The organism is Streptomyces sp. R28, from assembly GCF_041052385.1.
In the GTDB taxonomy this organism is placed as follows: domain Bacteria; phylum Actinomycetota; class Actinomycetes; order Streptomycetales; family Streptomycetaceae; genus Streptomyces.
The window spans coordinates 6703193-6717820 of sequence record NZ_CP163439.1 but is presented as its reverse complement, the minus strand read 5'-3'; the positions used below and the strand labels follow the sequence as shown (position 1 = coordinate 6717820).

Below are 14628 nucleotides of genomic sequence, written 5' to 3'. Positions count from 1 at the left end.
CGTTTTCCGTCGCGGTCCCGGCATTGGCGCGCTGACCTGCGGTAGGGCATACTCCGCTTCCCCCCACAACTTCGTCATGTCCATTTCTTGTGGGGGGTTAGCCCATCATGGGGGCAACTCTGCGCGCGGTGCGTGCTCTTGTCCTGCTCGCCGGGTTCTATCTGCTCGGCTTCGTCATGCTCGGCGCGCTCGTCGCCGTCGACTGGGCCGTCGCGGAGGGCGGGGTCGGCAGCGTCACCGCCAAGGTGTGGATCGTCAGCGCGCTGCTGGCGATCCCTCTCGTGCAGGGCATGTTCGCGCTGCGCACGCCCAAGGACGAACCGCTGCCCGGCCTGCCCGTGACCGAGCAGCAGGAGCCCGCGCTCTGGGCCGCCGTACGGGCCCTGGCCGAGCAGACGGGAACCCGCGCGCCCGACGAGATCCTGCTGACTCCGGACGTCAACGCGGCCGTGGCCGAGGACGCGACGTTCCTCGGACTCAAGCCCGGCCGGCGCCGCATGTACATCGGGCTGCCGCTGATGACGGGGCTGAGCGAACCGCAGCTGCAGGCCGTCCTGGCCCACGAGTTCGGGCACTACACGAACCACGACACCCGCCTCGCCGCGATCACCCTGCGCGGCCGCCTGCAGGTGATGCGCACCGTCGCCGGCCTGCACGAACGCTCCCGCAGGAAGGTCGCCAAGGAGGAGGCCAAGCAGGGGAAGAAGCACGCCGAGCGGCTCGCCAAGGGCAAGAAGGCGAGCGAGGTCGACGCCGGGGCGGCGGGCCTGAGTTACCGCCTCGCCGCCAAGCCCTTCCTCTGGTACGGCACCTTCTACCTGCGCGCCTCCCAGGGTGTGGGCCGGCGGCAGGAGCTCGCCGCGGACCTGGCCGCCGCGCGTATCGCCGGTCGCGACGCCACCGCGTCCGCGCTGCGCGAGATACCCGTCCTGGACGCGGCCCACGGCTTCTACATGCAGTCGTACGCGACCCTCGGCACCGCGGCCGGACTGCTGCCGCCGCCCGGTGAGGTCTTCGGCGGGCTGCGCCATCTGCTGGCCGGGCGCGCCGACGAGCTGGACGAGATGCGGCGGGCACTGCCCGAGGAGGAGCAGTCCCCGTACGACTCCCACCCGCCCATCGACGAACGCATCGCCCGCATCGAGCAACTCCCCCACGACGACAACGCCCTGACCGGCGCCCGCCCCGCACTCGCCCTGCTCACCGACCCGGCCCGTTCCTTCGCCGAGCTGGAGCACTCCGCGCTCACGCCCGAGGCCCAGCGGCTGCGCCGCGCCGCCGACTGGCCGCAGCTGGTGAACGAGTCGATGCTCTGGCACGCCGACCAGGACGCCGAGCCGTTGCGCGCCGCCGGCACCGAGGTCCACGGCGGCGACGGCTCCCTGGCCGCCTTCCTGGACGCCGTCGACGCGGGCCGGCTGTGGGAGATGGCCGACCGGCTCCCCAAGTCGAAGGAGGCGCAGGCCGCCACGGGCCGCGCCACCCGCGAGTTCGTACGCCCCCAGGTGCGCGCCCGGCTCTCGCGCATGGTCGTCGCCGAGCTCGCCCGCCTCGGCCGGGCCCACTGGGAGCTGTCCTGGAAGGACGCGGCGCGGCTGCGGCTGCCGGACGGCTACGAGGAGGAGCTGAAGCAGGCGCTGGACGCGGCGGTGGCGGACGTACCGGACACGAAGGGACTGCGCCGCCTGCTGTCCCAGACGGACTGACCAGACATCCGGCGCAGGCCCTGGCCCCCCTTCCCCGCTCCCCTCTCCCCCCTCTCCCCCTCTCCGCCTCTCCCCCGCTCCCCTGCTGCCTCTCACTGCTCAAGGACGTCAGACGCCCATGGCTCGCCTCATCCCGCTGATCATCCTCCTTCTCATGATCTATTCCTGGCACCGCAAGCGCCGGCAGACGGCCCCGAAGGGGACCGCGCACCATCGCGGCATGGCGAAGGCCTCCGCCCAGCTGGGCTTCCTGCCCGCCGAGCGGCTGGACACCGACCACGGCTACGCTCCCGACCCGCGGATCACGGCCGCGAAGGAAGCCGTGCGGGCCGGGGACTGGAAGGCCGGAGCGGAGTTCCTGGCCGAGGCCGGGCGGGACTGGCAGGAGCGGGACCGGCGTTCCGGTGCGCTGGCGCGGGAGGCCGTCAAGGACGACGCCTGGCTGCTGGCCTGGAAGGCGGAGCGGCCGGAGGACCCCGACGCGGCTCTCGTGTTCGCCCAGTACCTGATCTATCTCGCCTGGGAGATACGGGGCGCGGCGTACGCCAAGTACACGACCCAGGAACAGGCCGCGGGCTTCCACCGCGTCCTGGGCCAGGCCCGGGAGGCATGCGCGCAGGCCCAGGCGCTCGCGGGCGACGACGATCCGTGCCCGTTCATCGTGGAGATCCCGCTGGCCAAGGGCCTCGGCCGGCCGCACCAGAAGTTCGAGGAGCTCTGGGCCGAGATCGTCAGGCGCGACCCGCACCACCTGGCCGCGCACTCCGCCGCCCTGCAGTACTGGTGCGCGAAGTGGCATGGCTCGCACGAGCTGGCGGAGAGCTTCGCCCGGACCGCGGCCGGGAAGGGGGCGCCGGGGCAGTTGCTGAGCGTGCTGCCGCTGGAGGCGTACGTCGAGTACGAGGGGGCGCACGACGACCTGGAGCGGGACGAGTTCTACCGGCGCCCGGTGGTCGTCGCGGCGGTCGACGCCGCCCTGGTCGACGTGGCGGCCGCGAGCGCCGCGAACCCTGACGACTGGCGGCTCCCGCAGGTTCGCCACCTGCTGGCGAGCCTGCTGTTCTGGCAGGACCGGTACGAGGCCGCGGTGGAGCAGTTCCGGCTGGTCGACGGATACATCGACGCCCTGCCGTGGTGGTACGAGGGCGGCCGGAACAGGATGATCAAGGCATATGTGCGGCAACGGGACTTCAGCGCGGCGCAGGTCGTGCGGGCGCGGGGCGGAATCTGAGGACCTGGCCGTACGTTGAAGGGGGGACCGCCCGGTGGGGAGGTACCCCTGCCGACGTACCGCAGCCGTGGCCCCGGCCCGCGGGGCCGAGAGGCACCGTGAGTCCCGTGTGTCCCGCGAGGAAGGAACCCTCATGCTCTTCGGCCGTACGCCCGTCCTGCCCACCCCCGAGCAGGCGCTGCAGGGCCGCGCCGAGCCGGCCTTCACGGTCCCCGACCGCCACACGGTCCTCGGCAACCCGCTCCTCGGCCCCTACCCCGAGGGTCTCGAGGTCGCCGACTTCGGTCTGGGCTGCTTCTGGGGCGCCGAGCGCAAGTTCTGGCAGCTTCCGGCGGGCGTGTGGACGACCCTGGTCGGCTACCAGGGCGGCCACACCGAGAACCCCACCTACGAGGAGGTCTGCTCGGGCCTGACCGGCCACACGGAGGCCGTCCGCGTGGTCTTCGACCCGAGCGTGATCTCGTACGAGCGCCTGCTGAAGACCTTCTGGGAGTCCCACGACCCCACCCAGGGCTTCCGCCAGGGCAACGACGTCGGCACCCAGTACCGCTCCGCGATCTACACCCACACCCCGGACCAGGCCAAGACGGCCGAGGCCTCCCGCGCGTCGTACCAGCAGGTCCTTACGGGCTCCGGCCACGGCACGATCACGACGGAGGTCCTTCCGGCGGAGGGCCGGGCGTTCTACCCGGCGGAGGGGTATCACCAGCAGTACCTGGACAAGAACCCGGCCGGGTACTGCGGGATCGGCGGGACCGGGGTGTCCTGCCCGATCGGCGTGGCCAAGGCCGAGGGCTGATCCGACGCGGCCTCGACCGGCTCCCTCCGCCCCGACATGAACACAGAGGAACGGGCCCTCGGTCAGCTCACCGAGGGCCCGTTTCGCTGCGTCCGGACCTGCGGCAACGGCATTGAGCTGCGCACGGCGCACCGAGATCGGAACGGCCACGCGGGGAATGCCGTCTCCCTTCATTGCCGCAGTCTGAATCCCGGCCAAGGTATCGGCACGGGATTTTTCCTCGGATAACATGCTCGAACTCAAGAACGATCGACCCCGCCGCCCTTTCCGGGACGGAAAACAATGCCATTCGACACAATAAGCAATCTATTCCGCCGATAGATCTCAAATCAACCAAAACACCACAATTGATACCTATATCATCGCGGGCATTTTCCCGAACAAGACGCAGACATGCCCTGTGGGCCATGGCAGGCGTGGTGACGCTCGGATTCCTCATCGCGCTGGAGATCGCCGCGCGCCGGTACGGCCTGCCGGGGCCGATCACCAGCCAGGCGCGAGAGGTGATATTTGCCCCTAAATCGGGATTTCTGTTGTACGCCAGTATGGCGTTGATGATGGTGGTGCTCACCCGGCGGCAGCGGCTCATCGCGATCGGTGCCGCGATCGGCATCGACGTCGTCCTGGTGCTGGTGCGGTGGGTGTTCGACGTCAAGACGACCGACGGCCACCCCTTCGGCAACGGCGCGCTGTGGGTGATGCTGGGCTGTGCGGTCATCGCCTTCACACGCCGCACCGGCCGGGAACGCGCCCTGCTACTGAAGGGCGTCGGGCTGGGCCTGCTGCTGGTGGCCGGCCGCAAGACCGGCGACACCTGGCTGCTCATCACGGCGAAGACCCGCCCTGCGGTGCTCGACCCGTATGTGGCAACCGCCGATCACGCGCTGGGCAACCCGTCGTGGCTGGTCGGCCGGATGGTCAGGGCCACCGGTCCGGTCGGCGCCCATGTTCTCGACTTCGTCTACGTTCAGCTCGCGGTGGCCGCGGTCGTCATCGCGCTGTACCAGCTGCGCAACGTGGCGGTCGAACGCCGCTTCCCGAGCCACCATCTGGTGCGCACCTTCCTGGTGATCGGCCTCCTCGGGCCGGGCATCTACATGATCTTCCCTGTGGTCGGACCGATCTTCGCCTACGGCACCGGCGCCTTCGGCACCGGCGGTGGACACTGGGCGTTGGCCAACCTGTGGCCGGACGTGCCGCCACCGCTCGACACCCCGCACGCGATGCCGTACGACCGGCTCACCCCGCGCAATTGCATGCCCAGCCTGCACACCGCATGGGCCACCACGATCTTCATTCATTCCCGCAAGGGGCCGCGAATTCTGCGCTTCGCCGGCGTGTTCTGGCTGATCGCCACGCTCGGCGCGACGCTGGGATTCGGCTACCACTACGGCGTGGATCTCATTGCCGGCGTGGTGTTCGTGCTCACGGTCGAGGCGGCTCTGCGCTCGCAGGCACGCGGCTGGGATCGGCCCGGAATCCGGCTGGTCGCTTACAGCGCGACGGTCTTCGCCGCGCTCTTGCTGTCGTACCGCTATCTGCCGGTGGAAATGGCCGCACATCCGTGGGTGTTCGGACCACTTCTCATTCTGGCGATGATTTCCGTGATCTACGGCTATGTGCGGACCACCACAACGTGGGAGCCGAAGACCGCACCAGCGCCACGGCCGGAACCGCAACCCGAACTGGTTTGACTCGCGCGCCCTCCGCCCGCGGCGCTCGGTCGTCGCGCGGCTGACGGACCCTGCTGCTTTCATGGGTGTCATGGGCGTGATGGGTGGCACGAGCAGCCGAAGCGTCGTCGTGGAGCGGCGCATCGCCGCAGGCCAGGGCCCTGTCTGGGAGTCGCTGACCGACCTGAGGGGAATGGAGCACGTCCTCAGCGGTGTCACGCACGTCGAAGTCATCACGGAGGGGGCCTTCGGCGTCGGTACGCGGTGGCGGGAGACCCGGCGCATGTTCGGCAGGGAAGCCACCGAGGAGATGTGGGTGACCGCCAGCGAACCGCCCGAATGCTTTGTGGTGGAGGCCGAGTCTCACGGCACGCACTACGTCTCGGAATGGCTGCTGCGGCCGGACGGCCCGTCGGCGACGACGGTCCGCATGACGTTCACGGCCGTGGCCTCCGGCGGCGCCACGCGCCTGCTCGCGAGGATCCTGGGCGGCGTGGGCGCACGGGCGGTGAGCAAGGCGGTCGCGAAGGACCTGGACGACATCGCTTCGGCGGTCGAGGGTCGCAGCCGCTGAACCTCGCCTGCCTAGCCCTTCTCACCCTCCTCGCCCGCCCAACCCCCCTCACCTCACCCCACCTCACCTCACCTCACCTCACCTGCCCCGAAGCACCCGATGTTCGAAAACATCTGCGATTCAGGCACCCGCAGGCCTACGCTCCTCCCCATGCCGCTTCGCCGAGCGTTACAGATGTTCTTGGCCCTCGTCGTAGTCCTGACCGGCGCGGTCGGGACCGGTACGGGGAAGGCGCTGGCCGAGGAGGGCCCGGCGCAGTCCGATCGACAGCTGCTCTTCTACAACCACGCCTACGGAGTGCTCGACCGGGAGACCGCCGACGCCATCGAACACTCCCCGTATCTCCGTGAGTTCGCGAACTTCCAGGTCCGCACCACGACCGGGTCGGGCGGACAGACCTGGACCGGCCGCTACCTGATGGGCCGGGAGACGTATCTCGAACTGTTCGGGGTGGGTGATGTGCCCGGCCAGGACGGCACGCTCGGCTCAGCCGGGATGGGCGTCTCGACCGAGCAGGCCGGTGATCTGGGTGCGGTGATCACGCGCCTGCGGGAGCAGGGGGTCGCCGAGCCGATCGAGTTCCGGCAGACACGTGACTTCGGTGACGGTGTGCCGGTGCCGTGGTTCGACGCCGTTTTCACCTCCGATCAGTACGACGCCTTCGGTGCCTGGGGGATGGAGTACCGCCCGGAGTACTTCGCCGATCCGCGGAGCAACACCGAGCCGGCCGGTCATCCCGGCGACGTGGGCCGGGAGCGCTACCTGTCCGACGGCTACCGCGATCACCTGATGCGTGACGTGACCTCCGTGCGCCTCGCGGTGACCGAAGGCGACCTGGCCGACACGGTGCCGCTGCTGCGGGCCGGCGGGTTCCACGTCCGGGATGTGCCGGGCGGCGGGGTCGTGGCGCGGGGAGGCGGGACGACGATCCGCTTCGACGTGGTCGCGCGCGACCAGGCGGGCCTGCGGCAGGTCGAGTTCTCGCTCAACGAGGCGGTGTCTTACCGGCACGAGGAACGGATCGGCCGGTCGACCCTCACGGTCGGGCCCGGCGCTCGTGCCGTGTGGAGGTTCGGCACCTGACGGGGCGGGCGCCCGGGGCGAGCCCCGGGCGCCTCTCACACGGACGGCGCCGATGTCCCAGGGCCCGAACCCGTCCTGCCCGTCGGACCCGTCGCCCCCGCCTTCGTCGCGTCGGTGCCCCAGCTCGCCAGCAACCGCAACGCCTCCGCCGACGGCGACCCCGGCTCCGCGTGGTACGTGATCAGGCTCTGCTCGGTGCCGTCGGGCAGGCGGAACGACTCGAAGTTCAAGGTCAGCCCGCCCACCAGCGGATGCCGCAGGTGCTTGACGCCGTAGCTCTTCTCCTTGACGTCATGGGTGGCCCACAGCCGGCGGAACTCCTCGCTCTTGACGGAGAGTTCGCCGACCAGGGCGGACAGGAGCGGATCGTCCGAGTGGCAGCCCGCGTCCATGCGGAGGTAGCTGACCATGTCGTACGCCTTCTGGTCCCACTCCACGAACAGGTCGCGGTACTCGGGCCGCAGGAACACCAGCCGCGCCCAGTTCCGCTCCTGCGGCGGCAGCTCCGACCAGTCGCCGAAGACCGCCGCCGCCATCCGGTTCCAGGCGAGGATGTCCGAGCGCCGGCCGGAGATGTACGCGGGCACGCCTTCGATCGAGTCCAGCAGCTGCCGCAGCGCCGGCCGCACCTGCTCCGTCCGCGCGACCTGCTTCTTCTTGTGCTGCTTGGGCTTCGCGAGGTGCGTGAGGTGCGCGTGCTCGGCGTCGCTCAGCCGCAGCGCCCGCGCGATCGCGTCGAGGACCTCCGCCGAGACGTTGCGTCCGTTGCCCTGCTCAAGGCGCGTGTAGTACGCCACGGACACCCCGGCGAGCTGTGCCAGCTCCTCGCGCCGCAGCCCCGGCACCCTGCGGTGCCGCCCGAAGTCCGGCAGCCCGACGTCCTCCGGCTTCAGCCGGGCACGCCGGGTGCGCAGAAACTCGCTGAGCTCGGCGCGCCGGTCCAGGCCGGCAGCGGTGTCGATGCCCGTGTCGGCAGCAGGTCCCGTCCTGGCTTCGGGCTTGTCGTCCATGCCTCAAGTATTCCCGGTCGTACGCACACGAGCCTGACCCCGCCAGTAGTAGGACCGGCGGACGTACGTACAACCGAGGTCTGGGTGGTTCCGACGTCATCCAGCACGCTGGATGACGTGCCCGGACGGAAAGCAGCAAGTCAGAAGGCAGCCGGGCACGCAACCTCTCTAGGAGAACCCCGGCATGACCACTGTCGCCGCGTACGCCGCCCCCGCCGCCAAGGCCCCGCTGGAGCGCACCACCATCGAGCGCCGTGCCGTCCGCGAGCACGACGTGCTGATCGACATCAAGTTCGCGGGCATCTGCCACTCCGACATCCACCAGGCCCGGGAGGGCTGGGGCGAAGCGATCTTCCCGATGGTCCCCGGCCACGAGATCGCGGGCATCGTCTCCGAGGTCGGCCCGGGCGTCACGAAGTACCAGGTCGGCGACCGGGTGGGCGTCGGCTGCCTGGTCGACTCCTGCCGTGAGTGCGACAACTGCAAGGCCGGCCTGGAGCAGCACTGCACCGGCGGTGGGGTCGGCACGTACAACGCCATCGGCAAGGACGGCGAGCCCACCTACGGCGGCTACTCGGAGAAGGTCGTCGTCGACGAGAACTTCGTCGTCCGCATCCCCGACGGCCTGTCCCTGGACGTCGCCGCGCCGCTGCTGTGCGCGGGCATCACTACCTACTCGCCGCTCAAGCACTGGGGCGCGGGCCCGGGCAAGAAGGTCGCCGTGATCGGCCTCGGCGGTCTCGGCCACATGGGCGTCAAGATCGCGGACGCGCTCGGTGCGGAGGTCACCGTCCTGTCGCAGTCGCTGCGCAAGAAGGACGACGGCCTGAAGCTGGGCGCCGACCACTACTACGCGACCAGTGACCCGAAGACGTTCGAGGAGCTCGCGGGCTCCTTCGACCTGATCGTCTCCACGGTGTCGGCGCCGCTGGACTTCGGCGCCTACCTCAGCCTGCTCAAGACGGGCGGCGCCCTGGTGAACGTGGGCGCCCCGGAGGAGCCCGTCGCCCTGAACCTGTTCTCGCTCATCGGCGGCAACAAGACCCTCGCCGGCTCCATGATCGGCGGCATCGCCGAGACCCAGGAGATGCTGGACTTCTGCGCCGAGCACGGCCTCGGCGCCGAGATCGAGCTGATCCGCGCCGACGAGATCAACGAGGCGTACGAGCGGGTGCTCAACAGCGATGTCCGGTACCGGTTCGTGATCGACACGGCGACGATCTGATACGCGCCCGAAGACCGAGGGCCCCGGAGCCGCACTGCTCCGGGGCCCTCAGCGTGTCGCCGTACGACGTCCCAGCAGCCACAGCAGATACGGCCCGCCGACGAGCGCGGTGAGCGCGCCGACCGGGATCTCCAGCGGGGGCAGCAGGGTACGGGCGGCGAGATCGGCGGCGACCAGGACGATCGCCCCCGTCAACGCGGCGTTGAGGAGCGGCAGTTGGGGCGTACGCGTAAGTCGCCGGGCGAGCTGCGGCGCGGTCAGCGCCACGAACCCGATCGGCCCCGCCGCGCCGGTCGCCGTGGCGGCGAGGACGACGCCGAGGACGGTGAGCCCGAGCCGCGTCCGGTCGACCCGTACGCCGAGTCCGGCCGCGGTCTCGGGATCGAGCCCGAGGGGCCGCAGCGCTCGGCTCGCCCACACCAGAGCGGGCAGCGAGAGGGCCAGTACGACAGCGAGGGGCTCCGCCTGCGCCCAGCCCCGCCCGTTGAGGCTCCCGGTCAGCCACAGCTTGACCTGCTCGGCGGCCTCCAGCTCGCTGTCGGTGAGATAGAGCTGCACCACGGCGGACAGGGCGACACCGATGCCGACACCGGTGAGCACGAAACGGCTCGGCTGCATACCGCGCCGCCAGGCCAGCACGTAGACGAGGGCGGCCGCGGCGAGTCCGCCGAGCACTGACACGACGGGCAGGGCACCCGGCGAGCTCACGACCCCGGTCGCCAGCGCGAGCACGGTCGCGGCGGTGGCCCCGTGCCCGACCCCGATGACGTCCGGGCTGGCCAGCGGATTCCGCGTGACGGTCTGCACGAGAGCACCGGCCGCCCCGAGCGCGGCACCTACGAGGGCGCCGACCGCGATGCGGGGGACGCGGAGTTCGTTGACGACGAGGTCGTAGGGGCCGGAGCCGGTGCGCAAAGTGCGCCAGACCTCGGGGGGCGAGATGTACGTCTGGCCGACGCAGGCGGAGGCCAGCATGACGACGACGAGGAGCCCCAGGAGGACGAAGGCCACGGCGGCGGAACGGCGGTGCAGGAGGAAGGAGATGCGGGTGTGAGGGCGGAGAAGCGTGAGGCCGGGCGCCACCCCTCGCCGTGCCCGCCGCCCGCGCCCTCGATCCCCCCTCAAGACACCGCGCCTTTCCTGCGCACCAGCACCACCAGCACCGGCACCCCCACCAACGCCGTCATCACCCCCGCCGGTACCTCCGCGGGAGCCCGCACCACCCGCCCCACGACATCCGCTCCCAGCAACAGCGCCGCCCCGAGCAACGCGGACAGGGGCAGCACCGCCGCATACCCGCCCCGAACCAGCCGCCGCGCAAGATGCGGTACCGCCAGCCCCACAAAGGCGACAGGCCCCGCCGCGGCCACCGCGGCAGCGGTGAGCAGCGTCGCCCCCAGCGCCGCGGCCACCCGCACCACCCGCACCCGGTGCCCCAGCGCCCGAGCCGTCTCGTCCCCCAGCGCCAGCGCGTCCAGCCCTCGCGCACAGGCCAGCACCAGCACCGCCCCGCCGACGAGGAACGGCAGCATCCGTACGACCGTGCCCGCGTCCCGTCCGCTGAGCGCGCCCACCTGCCAGAACCGGAACTGGTCGAGGGTGGCGGAACTGGAGGTCAGGACGACGGTCGTGGCCCCGGCCGTCATCGCCGACAGGGCGGTCCCCGCCAGCGCCAGCTTCACCGGCGACGCCCCGCCCCGCCCGCGCGCGGCGATGCCGTACACCAGGCACGCGGCGACGACGGCGCCGGCGAAGGCGTACCAGACGTATCCGCCGAAGCCGTTCGCCAGGCCCAGGGCGATGGCCAGTACGACCCCCGCCGCGGCCCCCTGGCTCAGCCCTAGGATGCCGGGATCGGCGAGCGGGTTGCGGGTGACGGCCTGCAGCGCCGCCCCGGCCATGCCGAGCGCGGCACCGGCCGCCAGCCCCACCTCGGTGCGCGGCAGCCGCAGCGACCGCACGACCAGCGCGTCCGGCGAACCGCCGCCGTGCAGCAGGGCGTCGAGCACGGCGGACGGCGGCACGGCACGGGTGCCGACGGCGAGGCTGAGCACGCCCGCGACGGCCACCGCGAGGGCGGCCGCCGGAAAGGCCAGACGAGAACTCATCGTCGTCGTACGCGACCCAGGACCCGCCGCCTTACGTGACTCACGACGCACGCGGCTCACTTGCCGACGTGCTCGGCGAGCTGTCGTACGACCAGACGCGCGGCCGTGGGACCGGCGTTGAGATACCACGGGTCGTCGTCCACCTTCACGGCGTGCCCGGCCTCGACCGCCTTCATCGACTTCCACAGCGGCCCGGCCACGATGCTCGCGGCGTCCGTCTTCGCCGCGTCCCCCTGTACGGAGTAGAAGATCCAGTCACCGTCGGCGGTGTCGACGCTCTCGGGGCCGATGTCCTCCGAAATGGCGTGGAACTGCTGCGACTTGGGCCGCTTCAGCCCCATGTCCACGGCGATGGACCCGGTGAAGGACGAGATGCCGAACATCCGGGTGCGGTCCGGCGTGAACCGCACCATGGAGACGGCGGGGTCCCCGTCGATGCCCCGCCCCTTCTCCTTCGCCTCGCGGGCGATGTCACCGAGCAGCTCCTGCGCCTGCTGCCCCTTGCCGACGGCCTCGCCGACGAGCAGCAGGTCGCGCTTCCAGTTGATGCCGTTGCCGGCGGTGATCACGGTGGGCGCGATCTTCGAGAGCTTGGGGTAGAGGTCGCCGAGCGAGTCGTTGGCGAGGATCAGGTCGGGCCTGGCGGCGGCGAGCGACTCGAGGTTGGGGGCCTGGCGGGTGCCCGCGTCGGTCATCGCGGCGAGCCGGCCCTTGTCCTTGGGGAAGGCGTCGGCGAGGTAGTCCGGTACGAGCCCGGCGTTGTCGGCGCGGGTGGTGGCCGTGGGCACGATGCCGAGGGAGAGCAGGTCGTCGAGTTGCCCGGTGCTGAGGACGGCGATCTTCTCGGGCTCGGCCTTGAGGGTCGTGCTGCCCTGGAAGTGCTTGACGGTGCGCGGGAAGGCGCCGTCCTCGTCGGTGTCGGCGCCCATGCCGTCGGCGAGGGCGCTGGGCGCGGCGGAGGGTGCGTCGCCTTCGGAGGCACCGATCACCTGGCTGCGCGAGCCGTCCTCCCTCTCGGCGCCGCCGCCACCGCCGTCCGCCGAGGACGAGCAGCCGACGAGCAGCCCTGCGACGACGGCCGCGGCCAGAACGGCCTTCGTCCCGACAGCCCGCATTCCGACGGTCTTCATTCCCACTGCGCGCACGACGGCTCCAACGACGATCCACGATCACTAAGGCGAGCCTTACCTTATCCCGATCGATCAATGCGGAACCATGGGCTCCGGAGACGGAGGACCGGAGGAGTAGTGCCGCCCCTCCCTGCGGCCGATGTGTCGTGCGACTGCCGTGCCTAGCGTGAAACCAGGAGCCCGTCCGAACCGTGCACACGAGGAGGCAGCCCCGATGACCGTCCAGCTCAACCACACCATCGTCGCCGCGCACGACAAGAAGGCGTCGGCCCGGTTCCTCGCCGACATCCTGGGCCTGGCGGTGAGCCCGCAGTACGGCCCGTTCGTCCCGGTCGAGATCCCCAACGGTGTGACCTTGGACTACCTGGACTCGCCCGGCTCCATCACGCCGCAGCACTACGCGTTCCTGGTGTCGGAGGACGACTTCGACACGATCTTCGGCCGGATACGCGAGGCCGGACTGACGCACTGGGCGGATCCCTACCACCGCCGCCCGGGCGAGATCAACCACCACGACGGCGGCCGCGGCACGTACTTCGAAGACCCGAACGGCCACAACCTGGAGATCCTGACAAGGCCGTACGGCAGCGGCGACTGACGATGTCCGGGGGGGCAGGGCAGTCGAGGCAGTCGCCGGAGACTCCAAAGGCCACCCCCCGCCGCCGCGCCCCCGGCATGAGCCCGGAGCAGCGGCGGGCGTTGATCATCGCCGCTGCCCTGCCCCTCGTCGCCGAGCACGGGGCCGCCGTCACCACCGGGCGGATCGCGCGCGTCGCCGGAATCGGGGAGGCGACGATCTTCCGGGTCTTCGCCGACAAGGACGAACTGCTGGACGCCTGCGTGGCGGAAGCCATCAGCCCCGACCATGTGCTGCGTGAACTCGCCTCCGTAGATCTGGAGTTGCCGCTCGCCGAGCGGGTGACCGAGGCCGCCGAGGCCATGCGCGCGCATCTGGAGCGGATCGGCACCGTGGTCGGAGCGCTGTTCGCGTCGGGGCGACGGCGCGGGCGCCCCTCCGGTGAGCAGCCCACACAGGACGACCGCGACGCCTCCAGCCGCGCCCTGCGCGAAGCCGTCATGGAGCTGCTCGAACCCGACCGCGAGGCCCTGCGGCTGCCTTCGACGTCGATCCCGGGACCTTCGACGCGATCCTCGGGCGGCTGCACACCCTCGGCGTCCCCTACGGCAACGACCCCTGCGCCCCGGACAACGGCCGCGTCGACCATCCCCTGTGCGCCCGGGGGCTCTGCTTCGCCGACGCCACGGGCAACCTCTACGAGGTCATGTCGCCGCGCTGAGCGTCACCCGTATCAGCCCTGATACGGCGGGGCGGCCCCCCAGTTCCACCTCGGCACCGGCTGCTCCGCCGGCGGCACCGCGTCCGGCCCCGAGAAGTACACCGCCAGCCGCGTCCCCCACTCCACGTAAGCCAGGAACGCCGAACGGAACTCCGCGTCCGTCGGCAGACCCGCCTCGTCGGCCGCGTCCTGGATGAGGTTGACCCAGCGGCGGCGCTGGGGCTCGGTGATCCCCCGGCCCATGTGCTTGGCGACCATGTGGCCGTGGCCGCCCTGGGTCTCGGAGTAGGCGGGCGGGCCGCCGAAGACCTCGCCGAGCCAGAGCGCCACGTGCTCCGCGTGGGCCGGGTCCAGGCCGGCGAACAGCGGGGCCAGGACGTCGTCCTTGAGGACCTTGTCGTAGAAGACCGACGTCAGGCGGGCGAAGGCCTCCGCGCCGCCCGCCCAGGCGTACAGGGTCGGCACCGACGCGCCCGTGCCGCGCACCGTCGTGGGCTTGTAGTGGCGCATCTCCTCGATGTGCGAGATGTAGGGCCGGATGTCGGCGAGGAAGTCGGGGAACAGCTCCGACTTGCGGAAACCCTCCAAGTGGTCCTGCGTCGAGGTCCAGGTGATGCGCAGGACGTAGTGCTCGAAGTCCTCCTCGCAGCGGGCGAGTTCGTAATCGACACAGTGCGGGGACGCGGCCAGCTGGGCCGCGGCGCGGGTGTAGGCGGCCAGGAACTCGGCCGACTTCTGCTCGGGAATGCGGTACCGGATGTATTCCACCGTGTGAGCCGTCATGACCTCAA

The 14628-nt window shown here is 71.0% G+C and carries 14 protein-coding genes; 9 read left to right on the top strand and 5 right to left on the bottom strand.

What is annotated here, in order from left to right; all coding sequences use genetic code 11:
* Positions 1 to 107 precede the first annotated feature (107 nt).
* The 6 genes from AB5J49_RS30245 to AB5J49_RS30220 all read left to right on the top strand — a co-directional run bounded on the left by AB5J49_RS30245 (position 108) and on the right by AB5J49_RS30220 (position 7066).
* Positions 108 to 1706, top strand: coding sequence for a M48 family metalloprotease (locus tag AB5J49_RS30245; protein WP_369172014.1), 1599 nt, complete (start codon positions 108 to 110; stop codon positions 1704 to 1706).
* 118 nt (positions 1707 to 1824) lie between these two features.
* Positions 1825 to 2937, top strand: a complete 1113-nt coding sequence (locus AB5J49_RS30240; RefSeq protein WP_369172013.1) for a hypothetical protein — start codon at positions 1825 to 1827, stop codon at positions 2935 to 2937.
* Between the two features lie 133 nt (positions 2938 to 3070).
* Positions 3071 to 3736: a peptide-methionine (S)-S-oxide reductase MsrA gene (gene msrA / locus AB5J49_RS30235; RefSeq protein ID WP_369175316.1), complete on the top strand. Its 666-nt coding sequence runs from the start codon at positions 3071 to 3073 to the stop codon at positions 3734 to 3736.
* Between the two features lie 407 nt (positions 3737 to 4143).
* The gene (locus tag AB5J49_RS30230; protein ID WP_369172012.1) at positions 4144 to 5430 is read left to right on the top strand and encodes a phosphatase PAP2 family protein; all 1287 of its coding nucleotides are present in this window, start codon (positions 4144 to 4146) and stop codon (positions 5428 to 5430) included.
* Positions 5431 to 5509: 79 nt separating this feature from the next.
* The gene (locus AB5J49_RS30225; protein WP_369175315.1) at positions 5510 to 5983 is read left to right on the top strand and encodes an SRPBCC family protein; all 474 of its coding nucleotides are present in this window, start codon (positions 5510 to 5512) and stop codon (positions 5981 to 5983) included.
* 174 nt (positions 5984 to 6157) lie between these two features.
* Positions 6158 to 7066: a DUF5829 family protein gene (locus tag AB5J49_RS30220; protein ID WP_369175314.1), complete on the top strand. Its 909-nt coding sequence runs from the start codon at positions 6158 to 6160 to the stop codon at positions 7064 to 7066.
* Between the two features lie 35 nt (positions 7067 to 7101).
* On the opposite strand, the gene AB5J49_RS30215 is transcribed toward AB5J49_RS30220, so the two are convergent.
* Complete coding sequence (locus tag AB5J49_RS30215; protein WP_369172011.1) at positions 7102 to 8076, bottom strand: helix-turn-helix domain-containing protein; 975 nt, start codon at positions 8074 to 8076, stop codon at positions 7102 to 7104.
* A gap of 184 nt (positions 8077 to 8260) precedes the next feature.
* On the opposite strand from AB5J49_RS30215, the gene AB5J49_RS30210 reads away from it, so the two are divergent.
* Complete coding sequence (locus tag AB5J49_RS30210) at positions 8261 to 9301, top strand: NAD(P)-dependent alcohol dehydrogenase (protein WP_369172010.1); 1041 nt, start codon at positions 8261 to 8263, stop codon at positions 9299 to 9301.
* Positions 9302 to 9349: 48 nt separating this feature from the next.
* Here the strand turns inward: AB5J49_RS30210 and AB5J49_RS30205 are convergent, their stop codons facing one another.
* Genes AB5J49_RS30205 through AB5J49_RS30195 form a run of 3 tightly spaced genes read right to left on the bottom strand, consistent with a single transcriptional unit; the run spans position 9350 to position 12524 of the window.
* The gene (locus AB5J49_RS30205) at positions 9350 to 10384 is read right to left on the bottom strand and encodes a FecCD family ABC transporter permease (RefSeq protein ID WP_369172008.1); all 1035 of its coding nucleotides are present in this window, start codon (positions 10382 to 10384) and stop codon (positions 9350 to 9352) included.
* A gap of 38 nt (positions 10385 to 10422) precedes the next feature.
* A complete protein-coding gene (locus AB5J49_RS30200; RefSeq protein WP_369172007.1) occupies positions 10423 to 11409 on the bottom strand; it encodes a FecCD family ABC transporter permease in 987 nt (328 codons plus the stop codon).
* A 56-nt stretch (positions 11410 to 11465) separates the two neighbouring features.
* Complete coding sequence (locus AB5J49_RS30195) at positions 11466 to 12524, bottom strand: ABC transporter substrate-binding protein (RefSeq protein ID WP_369175313.1); 1059 nt, start codon at positions 12522 to 12524, stop codon at positions 11466 to 11468.
* 229 nt (positions 12525 to 12753) lie between these two features.
* Between AB5J49_RS30195 and AB5J49_RS30190 the strand changes: the two genes are divergently transcribed.
* Together AB5J49_RS30190 and AB5J49_RS30185 are read left to right on the top strand one after the other, a co-directional pair.
* A complete protein-coding gene (locus tag AB5J49_RS30190) occupies positions 12754 to 13137 on the top strand; it encodes a VOC family protein (RefSeq protein WP_369172006.1) in 384 nt (127 codons plus the stop codon).
* A 77-nt stretch (positions 13138 to 13214) separates the two neighbouring features.
* Positions 13215 to 13859: a TetR/AcrR family transcriptional regulator gene (locus AB5J49_RS30185; protein WP_369172005.1), complete on the top strand. Its 645-nt coding sequence runs from the start codon at positions 13215 to 13217 to the stop codon at positions 13857 to 13859.
* On the opposite strand, the gene AB5J49_RS30180 is transcribed toward AB5J49_RS30185, so the two are convergent.
* Positions 13850 to 14620: a group II truncated hemoglobin gene (locus AB5J49_RS30180; protein WP_369172004.1), complete on the bottom strand. Its 771-nt coding sequence runs from the start codon at positions 14618 to 14620 to the stop codon at positions 13850 to 13852. The two genes, AB5J49_RS30185 and AB5J49_RS30180, sit on opposite strands and share 10 nt — an antisense overlap.
* Between the last annotated feature and the right edge of the window lie 8 nt (positions 14621 to 14628).